Source organism: Chloroflexus sp. (genome assembly GCF_056331925.1).
The window spans coordinates 4,599-20,366 of the sequence record NZ_JBWGQH010000024.1; the positions used below are offsets into that span (position 1 = coordinate 4,599).

The window sequence follows — 15,768 nt, forward strand, 5'->3', positions numbered from 1 at the left end:
CTTTGATTGGTGGTCAATTTAAGGATGGTTTGTGACAACACCATAAAACACCTTTGCGCTCTTTACGTTCTTTGCACTTGAAGATAACCAGCTTCGTCAGCAATTGAGCGCGCTATACCCATAAGACACCTTTGCGCTCCTTACGTTCTTTGCACCTTTGCGTTTATCATCCTCACGTCTTTGCCCTCTTTGCGCCTGCCAACGCAGAGGCGCAAAGGTGCGCAAAGGCTTTGATTGGTGGTCAATTTAAGGATGGTTTGTGACAACACCATAAAACACCTTTGCGCTCTTTACGTTCTTTGCACTTGAAGATAACCAGCTTCGTCAGCAATTGAGCGCGCTATACCCATAAGACACCTTTGCGCTCTTTACGTTCTTTGCACCTTTGCGTTTATCATCCTCACGTCTTTGCCCTCTTTGCGCCTGCCAACGCAGAGGCGCAAAGGTGCGCAAAGGCTTTGATTGGTGGTCAATTTAAGGATGGTTTGTGACAACACCATAAAACACCTTTGCGCTCTTTACGTTCTTTGCACCTTTGCGTTTATCATCCTCACGTCTTTGCCCTCTTTGCGCCTGCCGGAGCCGAACAGCCGTCTGACTCTACTTTCCGACGGCCTCGTGCTGATCGATGTTTGCCAATAACTCACGCAACGTCATTATTGCCGACTCATCACCGATCTGGGCAAAGAGGTGCTCGGCTTGCAGCAACCGCTCGCGGGCTTCGGCGAAGATGCCGAGATGGGCAAGGGCATTGCCCAGATTGGCCAAAATGCGGGCATAGCCAGCCGGATCGGCAGCCGGGTCGCGCCGCTGTAACAGGTCTTCGTAAATCGCCACCGCTTCGAGCAGATGCTCGGCTGGACGGGCCGAGTGAACGTATTGCAGCGCGTTCGCCAAATTGAGACGTGCGCTGGTCCATTCGTGAGGATGCCGATTGGGGTCGTAGATGCTGAGAGCCGCGCGCAGCGCCTGTACCGCAATCGCACCGCGCAACCGGTCGCCAGCTTCGGTCATCGGCATGGCGAGGTAGGCCAGCGCCAGATTGTTCTGGATGAAAGCAAACTCTAGCGGATGGGTCTCGCGCCGGTAGAAGCGCAGGGCCTCTTGGTAGCAGCGCACAGCAGCTTGCAACAGCCCGCGTTGGTCATTGGCACGCTCTTGCAGCAGTTGGCCCAACTGGACGGCCGCCCGAGCACGTTGTTCAGCCCCGCTTTCTGCCGGGATCAGATCAAGGGCTTGTTGCAGCCAGCGTGTGATGAGGGACAGTTCACCGCCGTGTTGGATTGCCAGTTCAGCACGATTCAGAGCGATATACCCGGCCAGCACCGGCGATACGTTCACGGCAGCGGCCAGTGCATCGGCGAATGCCTGATCGGCAGCGAGGATGTCGTTGCGTTCAATAGCGGCAGCAGCATGGGTCATAAAAACGAGTGCGCGTACTTCACCGGTTGTACCTGTCGGTGACGGGGGTTCATTGCGATGACCCATCGTAAAGGCAGCGACACCTTGTAAGCTGGCCAGTTCACCGGTTAAGAGAGTGCTCAGAATCAGATCATCGGCCGGCGCGCCATCGAGTACATAGCGATTGTAGCGGGTGAGCGGATCGGACGAAGCCGGTAAAGCAGCCAGGGCTGCTTTGATGTTGCCGTCTAGTGCGTGAGCGTAAAAAATCCATTCTGGCGGCCATTCATCGGGGCGCGCGCCGCGGAGCAGCGCCGTCAGCGCTGGAGCGGCGGTACGTGCATCGCTCGGTGGTAAGATAAGGTAGCCAGCGGGTAGTGCAAAGATACCTAATGGTTGCGGACGAACAGCAATCATGACGTATGCTCCAATGTCGGATCACGGGCAATGCGTAAGACACCCTGCTCTTCATCCCACACAGCCCGTCGGTAACCGGGTGGCGTAGGTGATGGTAAAACCTCCGACAGCAATACACTACGATCACCGCGAGCATTGCGTTGCTTGAGTAGTAATCCACCGGCTGCCGGTCCACGTAGTGGCGCGAGCCAAATCTCGTTATTACGCAAGAAGGCTACCAGTACGCCGGACGGAAAGTAGCGTTCGGCCAGCACTGCCGGCATATGCAGATAACCATGGGTGGTAAGTTCAAGCAGCCAATTCTCCATCGCCTTGATCGGTAATCGTTCGATAACCGGGATATGGTTGCCAAGGATCGCGACTCAAATGTTGAGCTAAGTCTTCCATCCGCGCAGCAACCGCTGGGCTGAGCGGCGCGCCGATGGTGAAGTCGGCTCCCTCGATCAAATACACCTGCACTGAACGTGGGTACGCATCTTTGAGCAACCAGCGGCCAAACGCTAGCGCGTGATCCCAGCGAAACGCGTGCAGGTTAATACCACTTAGTGGCGGTAATTGTTCAACCATCGAACCCGGTACCGCATAGATTGTGCCGGGGTTGGCTCCGGTCCGCACTGCATCAACAAGGATCACCGTATCGATCCCGCGCATCCGGAAGGCGACATCCATCCCGCTGGTGCCAGCATCGGCTACGCCAACGCCGGGCGGCAGGCCAAGTTCGAGCAAGCGCCGCACTAATACCGGCCCGACCGCATCGTCGCCACGTAATAGGTTGCCACAACCGATGATTAGGAGTTGTTCTAGCATGACATAATAATCTAGCGATAAAGACGAGAGATTTGTCTTTTTGGAGGGCGGCAGTTAGACTGCCACACTCCATAATCAGTAGGTCTATCACTCCAGCCTGAGCAACGCGGGTTCGTCTGCGTCGGCGATTGCCCCAACCACCGGCGCAAACGTCCTTGCGTGCTTGCCCCTGCTACGCGCCTTCACCAATACGGAACCGCGCCAACTCTTTGCCGGTCTTTTCGTCGTAGGCATGCACTGTACAGACGAGGCACGAGTCGTAGCTCCGCGCCACATGGCCGAGTTCAACCGGATCGTTGGGATCGGCAACCGGGGTACCGATAAAGGCTTGCTCCATCGGCCCATTGACCTCACGCCCGTCACGCGGGCCAATGTTCCATGCCGTTGGTGTCACCACCTGATAATTCTCGATTTTGCCGTCCTTAAGCACGATCCAGTCAGAGAGACTGCCACGAGCGGCTTCAGTCGAGCCAAACCCGCGTCCTTCGGGCAGCTCTTTCGGTTTGACATAAAACTTCTCGTGTAGATTGATCTGGTCGAGCCACTTCCGCACCAACCTATAGTACTTGGGTGCTTCGTGCATACGCGCCATCACGCGCACCAACACACTCGGCCCAACCGTCGTTACCGCATCGAGGAAGAGCGGGTCGTAGTCTTGCCAATCGGTAGCGCCGGGCCGACCGGCGATGACTTGGCGGGCCAGTGGGCCGGCTTCGACCGGCTGGCTGCCAATGCCGGGGATGAGATAGCGTGGCGCTTTCGCCCACGAGTATTTCCCCTGTCGATGTCCGATCGCGGGATCGATTGGCTCAGTGCGTCCCTCAAACGGGTGCAGCGCGTGGTTTCCCTCGTAGAACGAGTGGGTCACGTCTTCGCGCACATGAGCTTGATCGAAATCGTAGAACTGTCCGTTCACATACACACCCGAACGAGCGATCAGCGCCGCGTTACGCCCCTCGATCGTCGGGCGGGCGTACAGTTCGGGGTGGAAGTAGGTACCGGTAGCGATGTAGTTATTCCAACCGGCGCCGTACTTATCGAGGCCGGCAGCCATCGCAAAGCGGAGAAAGAAACCGCAATCGGAGTTGTAATGGCGTTCGTTCTCGTGCATCCACTCTATCACGTCGGCCCAGCTCTTGTTTTGTAGCCAGCGATCGACCGAGCAACTGAGCCATTTCTTCTCCAGCCACTCGTCTTTCCAATATTCGAGGATGGCGATAGCGCGTGTCACATCGGCGAGTGTTGGTGCACACATCACGCCGCCGGGGATCATGAAGCTCGAGTGGGGCCACTGGCCGCCGAAGATGGCGTATATCTCAACCGGCTTATTCGAGAGGGTCACACCGTGTTCATAGCTCGTCCCAACAAACGGTGCAAACCGGCGTACCGCCTCATCGTATTCGGGTAGGTGCGCGTACTTCTTGTTTGTCAGGTCAATGGCAAACAGCGCATAAAACCAACGCGGAATACTTTGTAATGTCTCACAGGCTTGGGCAATATTGCGGATCAAGGTTGCGTTGGGTGGTAGTTCGGTTTGCCATGCGGTATCAAGCGCGTAGGCTGCTTTCGTCAAGTGACTGCCACCACAAATACCGCAGATCCGCGGCGTGACGATCAGGCCGGCCTGGGGGTCTTTCCCCTTGAGAATGATCTCGAAGCCGCGGAACATCGAAGCTTCCGTCCATGCACTCGTCACAACACCATCGCGAATCGTCACGCGCAGATCAAGATCACCTTCAACGCGACCAAGTGGGCTAATGCGCAGATCACGCCCTGTGATGGTTGCCGGATTCTCGATACTGTTGACCATTACCAGCCTCTCCCTCGTTTATACAACAAACATGTCTTCTTTAGCCCACTTCGGAGCTGCCACTCGTGCCGCTGCTGCCAGTGCCATATAGCTGATCGGATCGGTCCCGGTTGGTACTTCTTTCGGGATCGCGCCGCTAATCTTCTGCGTCTTGAAGACGGTGCCGGGAGCGAGATCGAAGAAGGGAAACTCTGGTTCAGTGCAGCCGGTGCATGGCATACCAGCGCGGGTCTTCGAGGACTGGCGGTTCCAGAGGATGCGATTGCAGGGCGAGCGGGTCATCGGGCCACGACAGCCAAATTCGTAGAACAGGCAGCCGGTGCGGGTACCCTGCCCAAATTCGAGAGTGGACTGCTTATACTCAAAGAACTGCACGCGCGTGCAGCCGGTTTGGGTGAAGCTGGTAAAGAACGTCTGCGGACGTTGTAACTCATCGAGGGCAATGTCGGTGGCGCGACCACTGGCTATAGCGACTAGAATCTGCGTCACCCAGTCGGGATGGGCCGGGCAGCCGGGGATGTTGATAACCGGTAAACCGGCCTTCGAGCGCCAGTTTGGTCCGAGAAAACCTCCGAGTTCGCGCTTATGGAATTGGAGACCGGTCGATTGGCTGGGATTGGGAGCCATTGCCGGGATACCGCCCCAGCAAGCACAATCGCCGATAGCGACGACGATACTCGCCTGTGCAGCCAACTCGCGTACCCATTCTTGCATTGGGCGGTCGGCAAACATGTTGAAGCGTCCGGTGCCATTCGGCGCTTGAATGACCGTTCCTTCAAAGACAAAGATGTCGAGTGGGCGAGCACCGCTGGCGCAGTCGTAGAAAATCCGCTTCGCGTTTTCGCCTAATTCCATGCCTAACGACGGATGCCAGAGGATCTCGATGCCGAAATCGGTCACGAGATCACAGGCGCTTGGTTCCTCGGCGTTGAGAAACGACATCGTGTTGCCGCTACAGGCGCCTCCCTGTAGCCAGAGCAGTGTTGCCATCGAATTTCGCCTCCTTACTGCAATAGAGCTTGTGGTTTATCGTATCACCACGATCCCGCTCCGGGTCTGCGTCACATCGTCTTCCCAAGATGTATGCCTATCTTTCAGCACCCTCAAACCGTGTTCGGTTACGCATCCGGTCATGCAACCACCTGATCCACTCGTCCAAACCATCGGCACGGTGAGCCGAGGTTGCAATAATCGGGGCCTGCGGGTTAACGGCGCGAATATTCTCTTCAGCGGTGGCGCGATCAAAACCTACCGGTCCGGCGAGATCCATCTTGGTCAGCAAGACGGCATCGGCGGTTGCGAAGGTTGACGGATATTTGAGCGGCTTATCCTCGCCCTCAGTCGTTGACAACAACACAACCCGTGCGGCCTCGCCAAGGTCGTATCCAGACGGACAGACCAGATTGCCGACATTTTCGATAAAGAGCAGATCAATTGCGTTCAGATCCCAACCTTCGAGGTGGCGAGCAACGATATCGGCTTCAAGATGGCACATATCGCCGGTTTGAATCTGGCGGACCAAGCCACCACTGCGCGCCAACCGGCGGGCATCGTTGTCGGTGGCAAGATCACCGACGAGTACTGCGACCCGGTATTCGGTCAGTAGTGCGCGCATCGTGGCTTCGAGTAGGCTGGTCTTACCGGCGCCGGGGCTGGAGAGCAGGTTGACGACGAACGTACCGGCCGCGTGAAAACGACGACGCAACTCGGCGGCGAGTTGGTCGTTCTTGCTCAATACGCCTTGCCGAATTTCGATTAACCGTTTTGCTTCGTAGCTCATGGTGTCTCCAGTGCGACTAGTTCCAATTCCCGCCCATGAATAATCTGACCGCATGGCCGGCCACAGTGTGGGCAGCGGAAGAGGCGAGGGTTTGGGAGTATGACTTCGGTGTTGCAGTCGGGACAAAAGACCACAACCGGAACTTCTTCGATCACTAATTCGGCGTTCGCCAGCGGGGTACCTTCGGCTGCAATCGCGAAGCTAAACCGCAGCGCATCGGCGACGACGCCGGCCAGCGCACCAATCCGTAAATGGACGGCGCTGATCTCTTCGGCGCCGGCTTCGGCAGCGGCGGTGCTGGCAATATTGACGATGTTGTAGGCAATTGATAACTCATGCATAGGGTTTGAACGTACAGGCACAGAGTGAGCAAAGACGGTTAACGCAAAGGCGCAGAGTGAGCAAAGGTGCAAAGGGTTTAACGCAAAGGCGCGAAGATCGCAGAGATTTTTTGGGTTTTGGCTTAAGCATAGCAGTACTCTTACTCAACAAACCCTTTGCGTCTTAGCGTCTTGGCGTTTGCATCTCTAGCGTCTTGACGCTCCTTTACTTCAACGAACTACCGAACCGGCGGCCAAATTCGACAATCAGGCCAGCGGCGCGCTGCACATCGGGATCACGCAAGGCGCGGAGCAGGCCAAACAGACCAACCGGCTTGGGCGACTGGCGCAGCGCCTCGCGGCTGGCGACGAAGGCATCGCCGGCTTCGCCGACCAGTTGGACGGTATCGGGATGAAAAACGCCGGAGTCAAGCAGCGCATCGAACTCTTCGGAAGCGATAAACGGCTCAATCTTTTCGATCACCCTGATGAAACTCGGAGCGACGGCTACAAGACGCGGGAAGTAAGGCAAAAACTTCACTACGGTATCGATCAACTGATTCGGTGTGAGTGATTGTGCCATCATCACCGCGCGCAGCTCTTTGACTGAACTACGGATATTTTCGGTCAGTTCATCACCGCGAGCGAGTAGGTGATCGAGCGCGCTGACGAGGAAGGCGAGCAACTCGCTCTGGCCGAGCAACCGGTCAAGCGCCGCGAGGGTTTGCGGCTTGCTGAGGGTGACGAGCAAACGTTGAAAGGCCGGTTGGCCGGTGAGCGTGGCCAGTTGCTCAACCGTATCGGTCAACTGTGGCAGCGTGCGCGCCAGCCGCACCAATTGGCCAGCCAATTCGCCGCTCTCCGCCGGCAGCGCCGTGCGCAGTTCTTGCACGCTGGCTGCTACATTATCAGCGATCACTTCACCGCGTTGCAACAGGCTATCAACTGCACCGGCGGAAAAGGCCAGCAATTCAGCGTGGTCAAGCAAGCGGTGTAACGCGGCAGCCGTCTGCGGTTCGTTGAGCCGGTCGAGTAACGCGGCGGCGTTCAGCGGACGGTCGGCATACGTGGTGGAGCCATTGCTGCTCATTACGTTCCTCATGCAGGGGTGACAGTAGCGAAACCAAATTCAAATTCACAAACACACTGCGGCGAGCAAAACCTGAAGTGTGGCGGCCTGGCCGGTGGTGATGTGTAAAACGTGATTGTTGGTACGAATTATAGCGGTCACGAATCATTAACGTCAAGTGATAACTTCATAACCCTTGGTTATGATAGAGGTGCAAGCGTTCGGGATTATCTTGTGCAAAATGGGGATGCGTGCTACAGTGATAGCGCAAGTGACGTTGCATTAAAATGTTGGGATCACAACGGCAGCCGACGAGGTGGAAAGACGGCTAGCAGTTGTGTACTTGCGTTTTAACTAAACATAACAATGACAGAACAAACGATAACCAACCCCCAGCAACGACGCTGGCGAGTCAATGTGCGCGGGATTGTGCAGGGGGTCGGCTTCCGGCCCTTTGTGTTTAGCTTGGCTAAAAGATGGCGGCTGGCCGGGTTTGTGCGCAACGATAGCGCCGGCGTGACAATTGAGATCGAGGGTGAGGAGTATACACTCCACGAGTTTGTGACTGCACTGCAACGTGAAGCGCCGCCACTAGCCCGCATCGAGCAGGTGAGTATCGAACCGTTGGCGTTGGTCGGTGAGCGTGAGTTTGTGATTGCGGCTAGTCAAGCTCAGACGCAACGCCGCACGCTGATCGCGCCGGATACGGCAACTTGTCGTGATTGTTTGCGTGAGATATTCGATCCTACCGACCGGCGCTATCGTTATGCCTTTACCAACTGCACCAACTGTGGCCCCCGCTTTACGATTGTGCTTGATGTACCCTACGACCGGGCCAATACCACGATGCGCACCTTTTTGCTCTGCGAACGGTGTCGAGCCGAATACGAAGATCCGCGTGATCGCCGGTTTCATGCTCAGCCGACGGCTTGCCCGGTGTGCGGGCCGCAGGTACGGTTTGCGCAGGGAGTGGGGAGTGGGAAGATAGGGACAAAGGAACAGCCCTCACCCCCAACCCCTCTCCCCGCCGGCGGAAAGAGGGGAGCAACTGGGGTATCGGTTGAGCAGTTCACGGTTGGCGAGGTTGGCGCTGCGGAGGCGTCTTCCTCGGATCCGTTGATAGCAGCGGCGGCGGCTCTGGCGCAGGGCCAGATCGTAGCGATCAAGGGGCTTGGCGGCTACCATCTCGCCTGCGCCGCCGATGATGAAGCGGCGGTGAGTCGGTTGCGTCAACGCAAGCAGCGCGAAGCGCGGCCGCTGGCCTTGATGGCCCGTGATGAAGCAACGGCTGAGCAACTGTGCATCATCGATCCAGCAGCGCGCGCGTTGCTGACCAGTCCAACCCGCCCGATCGTACTGATGCCGCGCCGGCCTAGCGCGCCGGTTGCGCTATCGGTTGCACCGGGAATGCAGACGCTGGGGGTGATGTTACCGTACACGCCGTTGCATCATCTGCTGCTGGCTGAATACGCGGCAGCGGTCGGGCCGGCGCGGGTGGCGGTCATCGTGCTGACCAGCGGCAATCTGAGCGATGAGCCGATTGCATACGAGGATGATGATGCGGCGCAACGGCTAGGGCTGATTGCCGATGCCTTTCTCACCCACAACCGCCCCATCCATATGCGCTGCGATGATAGTGTAGCCAGTGTTGCTGTCGGTGGACCGCTCCTGATCCGGCGGTCACGCGGGTATGCCCCGGCTCCGATTACCCTGGCTGCTGAGTTGCCATGCCCGATCCTTGCCTGTGGCGGCCATCTCAAAAACACGTTTGCCCTTGGTCGTGGTCGCGAAGTATTTCTCAGTCATCACATCGGTGATCTAGAAAATCTGCCGACATTGCGCTCATTTCACGAGGGGATTGCCCATTTTCAACGGCTGTTTGACATCACACCGGCAGTTGTCGCGTATGACCTGCATCCCGGCTATCTGGCCACCCAAGCGGCGCTGGCAATGCCGATTGCGCGCAAGATCGGGGTCCAGCACCATCATGCCCATATCGCGGCGGTGCTGGCCGAATACGGTCACGCCGGGCCGGTGATCGGGGTAGCCGCCGATGGCAGCGGCTACGGGCCTGATGGGACGGTGTGGGGCGGTGAAGTGCTGGTAGCGACGTGTGCTTCCTACGAGCGAGTAGGTCATCTGGGTCATCTGATTCTACCCGGCGGCGAGCAGGCGGTACGCCAACCGTGGCGAATAGCGGCGGCGGCGCTAGCTCAGCTCTACGGCCCTGATTTCTGGCGGCTGGCATTGCCGTTTACCCAACAGCTCGATCAGTCAGCATGGCAGGTGCTGGCCCGGATGATTGAACGGAACCTCAATAGTCCACGCACCTCAAGTCTTGGCCGGCTGTTCGATGCCGCCGCTGCACTGGCCGGAATGGGCCAGATTGCCCGTTACGAAGGCGAGCTAGCCATTCGCTTCGAGCAGATTGCCGATCCGCAGCAGCCGCCCTATTCCATGCCGCTGCGTGAGCCAGCCACTGCCGGCGGGCCGTTCACGCTCGACGGATTGGCGTTGCTGGCGGCGCTGGTTGATGATCTGCGGGCCGGGATCGCACCGGCAGTAATCGCGGGCAGGGTACATCACGGCGTGGCGCAGGCGCTCTTGACGGCGTGCCGGCGTGTCCGTGATGAGCGTGGTCTGGCCATCGTTGCGCTCAGTGGTGGGGTCTTCCAAAATGTGCTGCTGCTAGAGACGTTGGCCGGTATGCTGCAAGCCGATGGCTTTACCGTATTGATCCCACGGCTTGCTCCACCAAACGATGGTGGGTTGGCGTTGGGTCAAGTGGCGGTGGCTGGGGCCCAGGTTGGCGAGGGGTGATAACGCCAATTGCAGCAATGGTAGTGGGCAAAAACCGGTAGGGTAACCGCAAGTATTGTGGTATGCAGTTTGAAATGTCTCGTTTCACACCACCATCAACTCAGGATGTTAATACTGAACGGGTGGCTAACCATTTCTACGAAGAATTCCAACAGCAGCGTGAAGCGTTTCAGGCAAGTATACGTGGTATTCCAGCGGAACATGATCGGAATTGGTACGCTTCTGTGCTGATCAGTCGCTTGATGTTTATCTATTTTATTCAGCAAAAAGGTTTTTTGAATAACAACACCGATTATCTACGTGAACGGCTTGAATGGAGCACAACGCATCGAGGACCTCATCGCTACTATCGTGATGTGTTGCAAACCCTCTTTTTTCAGGGTTTGAGTTGTGAACCCAAGCAACGCAACCCGGCGGTTAACCAACTTCTCGGCGATGTCCCCTATCTCAACAGTAGCCTGTTCGTCCTGCATCCACTTGAGGAGCGGTACGGCGCAGCGCTGGATATTCCCGATCACGCCTTTGCCCAACTCTTTACCTTTTTCGATACGTGGCGTTGGTGTGTACATCGCCGATCCGGTACCGATAAGCGCGAGATCGATCCCGATATGATGGGATACATTTTAGAAAAGGACATTAATCAAAAACAGACGGGTGCGTACTATACACGTGATGATATTTCTGGTTACATTTGCCGCTCAACAATCATTCCTGTTTTGTTTGACAAAGCCGAGTTATCGCTTGCACCGCTCAACATTGCGCAAAACATTAGCAAATACATATACCCGGCAATGCAGCAGACGGAGCCATTGCCGACCGAAACGACCCACGAACACGCCATACGACGAGCGCAGGTCGCGGCAATTGTAGCGGCAGCGAAAGCGGGCCAGATTACAACGATCAATGATGCGATCACGGCGAACCTTAACCTTGAAGCGCTCATCTCTGATCTGATACCGCTGCTCACTGCACCGCAAGTATATGCCCTCTACACCGTCTTGGCCGGCGATCCGGCGCGAGGACAATTACCGCTCAGTGTGCTCGATCCTACCGTTGGCTCAGGTGCATTTCTCTTCGCGGCGCTGCAGATTCTGCAACCGATCTATGCGGCAGTTCTCAACCGGATGGAGGAACTGGTTGCGCAGAAGCAGACCGCCGGTCTACCATTGCAAGAGGTGCTGGCAGAAGCAAATGGGCACGCCAACCGCGCATCCTTTATTACCAAAAGCATTATTCTGCACAATCTGTACGGGGTTGATCTGATGGCCGAGGCAGTTGAAATCTGCAAATTACGCCTCTGGCTGCGCATGGTTGCCGATCTCGATCATGCCCAACATCTCGCATCATTACCGGATATCGATGTCAACATTCAGACCGGGAATGCACTGGTTGGGTTTGCCCAGCCGGCAGAGATTAGTGATCAGGTTGCGCCGGATCACGCACAACTGCTCGCCGAGATTCAGGATGTCCAACGCGAATTGGATAGCTATCGTGCGGCGCAGCTCCGCTCCGATCTTGATCACGTCGGTCGTCGCATCCTACGCTGTCGGATCCATCAACGGCTAGAAGCAATCAATGCTCATCTTGATCACGCCTTACAACAGGCAGGGTTACTATGGGTCCTGCCAAACGGTTCCTATAATACCCAACCGTTTCACTGGTGTAGTGTATGGTTCACAATTCTCAATAGTGGTGGTTTTGACGTGATTGTCGGTAATCCGCCGTATCTTGCCTACAGTAACGTGAAGCATATCTACCGTATTGTCAATTATCAAACTGAAGATACGGGAAATGTGTATGCGTTTATCATCGAACGAGCATTAAATCTATTATCTGAGCGAGGAAGGTTTGGTATGATTGTACCGATCGCATCGATCTCAACTGAACGTATGCGATCATTGCAGCACATCTACCGTCATTACACACAGTGGCACAGTCATTATGCGGTAAGACCCGGTAAGTTCTTTGCCGGTGTGGATATGAATCTCACGATTACCCTACTTCACCGTGCCACAACGGCACCGCGCGTGTATTCCACCTCCTACTACCGCTGGTTTAGCGGCAAACACAGTGATCGGCGCTACTTGTTTGAAAAGATCATATATTGTTATTGGCCGGGTATTCCCACTCACGCAAATCCTGTACCTAAAGTTGGTCAACCGATTGAGGTGACTCTGCTCAAAAAAATGCATGCACACCGTAAAAAGCTCAAAGATTTTGTCGTAAAAGACGGTGTTGCTATTTATTATCATTCAGGCGGACGTTATTGGCGTAAGGCGCTGCTTGTCAAGCTATCGTCACACTACAAACCGATCATTGTTCCTGAAGCAATTCGACCGGTCGTCTTGGTATTACTCAATAGCCAACTTTTTTATTGGTATTGGATTATCAATTCCAATTGTATGGATGTGGTGTCACGTGAAGTGTTGGAACTACCGGTGTTTGATATATCTGCAATTGATGTTCGTCCATACATTGAACTAGAGCAGGCATTACTGGCGACCTATGCAGCCCATCAAACGACCCGCTTACGCCGAGGGGCGATCATTCAGATGAGGGAGATCAATATTGATGCTGCTCGTGCAAAACCCCTTCTTGATCGTATCGACTGCTTGCTGGCGAAGCACTACGGCTTTACCGATGAGGAACTTGAGTTTATCGTCAATTACGACCTCAAGTATCGTATGGGGTCAGGTAGTACGTACTCATAAGTAGGCGTGCCACTACCGTCACATCCCTTGACTTCACCTGCTCAGACTGAGCTACCACTTTTATCTTGAGCTGGAATTGTCGGAGGAGAAGACGCGGGTGATAGCGTTCAGCCTGCAGAAGGACCTGGGCAAGACTGGCTTTGACCTTCTCGGCTTCGAGTTCCGCCGGGGACGAGACCGGAAGGGGAAGCTCCATCTAGAGCGACAGACGTCGCGGAAGAATTGACGTTGCAGGCAGGGAAACCCCTTTCGCGCAGGAATCTGGCTTTCACGCTTCGCCACTTGACATATGACATAGCTGTTGGGCGCTTCGCCCTAAAACAATCGAGAGAGCAATGTCTTTTGTCACGTCGCTAAAAATATTCTTTGAGAATCTCATCTCGGTTTTTATTTGGTCAATTTTCAATCTCTATGGTTTCGTACAAACTGTACGATAAGCCACAGGGCAATGTATAGCCATCGGTCGAGCGTGTATCAAAGGTGTCGTCTATGACGATACGGTGAGTTTTGCGCTACCATTTGAAGGAACATGGAAGGTTGTTAATGATGATATTCGCAAACAAATTTCGCATTCGTGGAATCTAGTAGGACAAAGGTATGCTTATGATTTTGTAGTCGTTAGCAACTCTGGAAAAACCCATCAACACAGCGCAAGCAAACCAGAAAATTACTTTGCTTTTGGAAAGCCTATACTTGTAGCCGCAGACATGGTGGTGGAAGATATACAGGAAAACATTAGGGATTACTACCAAGCAGGGATAGGCTGGGCGGAAACTATGTTGTGATAAAGCATGATACTGAGAGATATGCACTTTATGCGAATTTGAAGGTAGGCAGCATACCAGTGAAAAAAGACGAGATGGTTATCTCAGGACAGAAAATAGGCGAGTGCAGGCATTCGGAGGATTCTTCCGAACCTCATTTACACTTTCAACTACAAGATAGGGCGGATTTCTATACGGCTATAAGGTTGCCTATAAAGTTTAGGAATTTTGAGCGTTTAAACGGCAACATCAAAGAATGTGTTGAATCAGGCTTTGTTAAAAGAGACTACCTGGTGCGCAACATTGATCACTGTACATCAGGGATAAACAACACCGTAGAGTTTCTCAAACCAACAGGTTTCGATTTCGTTTGGAACGTTTTCATTGTATTCCTTACGCTTTTCGGAATGTTCGCTGTCGTAGCACGAATGATCGAATTCATTCTTGACCGGTTATACGGACGGACAGGGTTTTTGCTGAAACCAACCGTTGGGCAAGTACACAAGTATCAATCGGTATCTTGAGTGATAACCGGCTAACTATCCAAGAAATTCAAGGCGCATGCTTGTCAGATGTAGATCGGAAAACCATCATCGCACTCTGCAACCGAGCTTATGAGGACGACTTAGAATCGCTGTTCGACACGTTTGTTGGCGCAACTCATGTTCTTGGTTACCATTCTTTGCTCAAGAAAAATATCGCATTGCATCTGACCGTCTAGGGAGTGGTAATACCAAGAATATTGGTTCGGTTATGGAGATTGGTAAGCTTGTACATGGGTCTGGTCCGTTTGCGTCGTTAGGAGAAGATGTTTTTGATGACTATTGGATGTATTACTTGACCGAAGATATGGCAAGAGCAGCGAAATTGAAGCGGCCGCCTTATACCAATTTGCGTAGTTATTTGAAATACAAAGGCTGGGCAAAGTGATAGTTCTTCAAGGTTTACCGCGCACAGTAAAGCAAGTAATTGTCCCTCCGCTAAAGTGTCAGGGGATTAAAACGAAACTTGTTCAATTCATCTTGAGTAACATTTCCTGGAATGGTAAAGGACGGTGGATAGAACCGTTTCTTGGATCAGGCGTAGTCTTGTTCAATGTTCAGCTAGGACGCGCATTACTCAATGATGTTAATCCTCACATCATCAGGTTATCCCAGATAATTTATGAAGGAAATTCTGTCGCCCGAACACGTAAGGTCATACTTGACCGCAGAAGGTAAAATATTATTGTCAAAGGGTGAAGATTATTATTACGTGGTTAGAGAACGTTTCAATAGAACTGGAGACCCTTTAGATTTCATTTTCTTCAACAGGTCGTGTTTCAATGGAGTGATGCGTTTTAATAGCAAAGGGGAATTCAATATTCTGTTTTTTCGGAAGCGAGATTGCTTTCGTCAAGCCTACGTAACCAAGATAGTAAATCAAATTTCTCAAATTCTTATCATTATGCAGGACAAAGATTGGGAATTTCGTATTGGAGATTGGCGAGACGTTCTTGAGAATATCACAGAAGACGATCTTGTATATCTTGACCCGCCTTACATTGGCAGACATACAGATTATTATCAGCAATGGTCAGAAGATGATGCAGCAGATTTAGCAAGAATTGCTCGAAACTCGCCATGTGGTTTTGCGCTGTCTATGTGGAAAGAAAACAAGTATCGTCTCAATCAGCACATTACTTCCTATTGGGATGGGCTAGTAGAAAGAACATTTATCACGTAGGCTCGACAGAAAATCTCAGAAATTCAATGGAAGAAACCTTGTTGATAAAACCTGGTTATGAGACGGTGCTTATCGAGACCACAACGTCTGATAAGCCCATTCAATTGGTGCTTGCCTTAGATGAGCAAGCAGGCTAATAACCTG

General features: G+C 53.7%; 15 protein-coding genes. 7 read left to right on the forward strand and 8 right to left on the reverse strand.

Annotated elements, in window-relative coordinates; genetic code table 11:
- Positions 1 to 600: 600 nt before the first annotated feature.
- The 8 genes from AC01ZF_RS12830 to AC01ZF_RS12865 form a co-directional block, all read right to left on the reverse strand.
- Entirely contained in the window at positions 601 to 1,818 is a 1,218-nt protein-coding gene (locus tag AC01ZF_RS12830; protein ID WP_424675864.1) for a tetratricopeptide repeat protein, read from the reverse strand.
- Positions 1,815 to 2,126: a hydrogenase maturation protease gene (locus tag AC01ZF_RS12835; protein WP_424675865.1), complete on the reverse strand. Its 312-nt coding sequence runs from the start codon at positions 2,124 to 2,126 to the stop codon at positions 1,815 to 1,817. Before AC01ZF_RS12835 ends, AC01ZF_RS12830 begins: the two co-directional genes overlap by 4 nt.
- Positions 2,107 to 2,625 carry a hydrogenase maturation protease gene (locus AC01ZF_RS12840; RefSeq protein WP_476575399.1) on the reverse strand — a complete coding sequence of 173 codons (519 nt, stop codon included), beginning with the start codon at positions 2,623 to 2,625 and terminating at the stop codon, positions 2,107 to 2,109. The genes AC01ZF_RS12835 and AC01ZF_RS12840 overlap by 20 nt, the downstream gene beginning before the upstream one ends.
- Positions 2,626 to 2,797: 172 nt before the next feature.
- Complete coding sequence (locus tag AC01ZF_RS12845) at positions 2,798 to 4,435, reverse strand: nickel-dependent hydrogenase large subunit (RefSeq protein WP_428113501.1); 1,638 nt, start codon at positions 4,433 to 4,435, stop codon at positions 2,798 to 2,800.
- An 18-nt stretch (positions 4,436 to 4,453) separates the two neighbouring features.
- On the reverse strand, positions 4,454 to 5,425 hold the full coding sequence (locus AC01ZF_RS12850) for an NADH-quinone oxidoreductase subunit B family protein (RefSeq protein WP_424675867.1): 972 nt from the start codon (positions 5,423 to 5,425) through the stop codon (positions 4,454 to 4,456).
- 97 nt (positions 5,426 to 5,522) lie between these two features.
- Complete coding sequence (gene hypB / locus AC01ZF_RS12855; RefSeq protein WP_424675868.1) at positions 5,523 to 6,215, reverse strand: hydrogenase nickel incorporation protein HypB; 693 nt, start codon at positions 6,213 to 6,215, stop codon at positions 5,523 to 5,525.
- Complete coding sequence (hypA, locus tag AC01ZF_RS12860) at positions 6,212 to 6,556, reverse strand: hydrogenase maturation nickel metallochaperone HypA (protein WP_424675869.1); 345 nt, start codon at positions 6,554 to 6,556, stop codon at positions 6,212 to 6,214. The genes hypB and hypA overlap by 4 nt, the downstream gene beginning before the upstream one ends.
- A 205-nt stretch (positions 6,557 to 6,761) precedes the next feature.
- Positions 6,762 to 7,625, reverse strand: coding sequence for a helical membrane plugin domain-containing protein (locus AC01ZF_RS12865; RefSeq protein WP_428113498.1), 864 nt, complete (start codon positions 7,623 to 7,625; stop codon positions 6,762 to 6,764).
- Positions 7,626 to 7,970: 345 nt separating this feature from the next.
- Here AC01ZF_RS12865 and hypF point away from each other — a divergent pair, with 345 nt between their 5' ends.
- The 7 genes from hypF to AC01ZF_RS12900 all read left to right on the forward strand — a co-directional run bounded on the left by hypF (position 7,971) and on the right by AC01ZF_RS12900 (position 15,624).
- Positions 7,971 to 10,424 carry a carbamoyltransferase HypF gene (gene hypF, locus AC01ZF_RS12870; protein WP_476575400.1) on the forward strand — a complete coding sequence of 818 codons (2,454 nt, stop codon included), beginning with the start codon at positions 7,971 to 7,973 and terminating at the stop codon, positions 10,422 to 10,424.
- Between the two features lie 74 nt (positions 10,425 to 10,498).
- Positions 10,499 to 13,135, forward strand: a complete 2,637-nt coding sequence (locus AC01ZF_RS12875; RefSeq protein WP_476575401.1) for an Eco57I restriction-modification methylase domain-containing protein — start codon at positions 10,499 to 10,501, stop codon at positions 13,133 to 13,135.
- A gap of 500 nt (positions 13,136 to 13,635) precedes the next feature.
- Positions 13,636 to 13,920, forward strand: coding sequence for a hypothetical protein (locus tag AC01ZF_RS12880; RefSeq protein WP_424675873.1), 285 nt, complete (start codon positions 13,636 to 13,638; stop codon positions 13,918 to 13,920).
- Complete coding sequence (locus AC01ZF_RS12885; RefSeq protein ID WP_428113494.1) at positions 13,917 to 14,423, forward strand: M23 family metallopeptidase; 507 nt, start codon at positions 13,917 to 13,919, stop codon at positions 14,421 to 14,423. Before AC01ZF_RS12880 ends, AC01ZF_RS12885 begins: the two co-directional genes overlap by 4 nt.
- Positions 14,424 to 14,601: 178 nt before the next feature.
- A complete protein-coding gene (locus AC01ZF_RS12890; RefSeq protein WP_476575412.1) occupies positions 14,602 to 14,829 on the forward strand; it encodes a type II restriction endonuclease in 228 nt (75 codons plus the stop codon).
- Positions 14,826 to 15,119 (forward strand): DNA adenine methylase, encoded by a 294-nt coding sequence (locus AC01ZF_RS12895; protein ID WP_424675875.1) that lies wholly within the window; start codon positions 14,826 to 14,828, stop codon positions 15,117 to 15,119. The genes AC01ZF_RS12890 and AC01ZF_RS12895 overlap by 4 nt, the downstream gene beginning before the upstream one ends.
- The gene (locus AC01ZF_RS12900) at positions 15,064 to 15,624 is read left to right on the forward strand and encodes a DNA adenine methylase (protein ID WP_424675876.1); all 561 of its coding nucleotides are present in this window, start codon (positions 15,064 to 15,066) and stop codon (positions 15,622 to 15,624) included. Before AC01ZF_RS12895 ends, AC01ZF_RS12900 begins: the two co-directional genes overlap by 56 nt.
- The last annotated feature ends 144 nt before the right edge of the window (positions 15,625 to 15,768 follow it).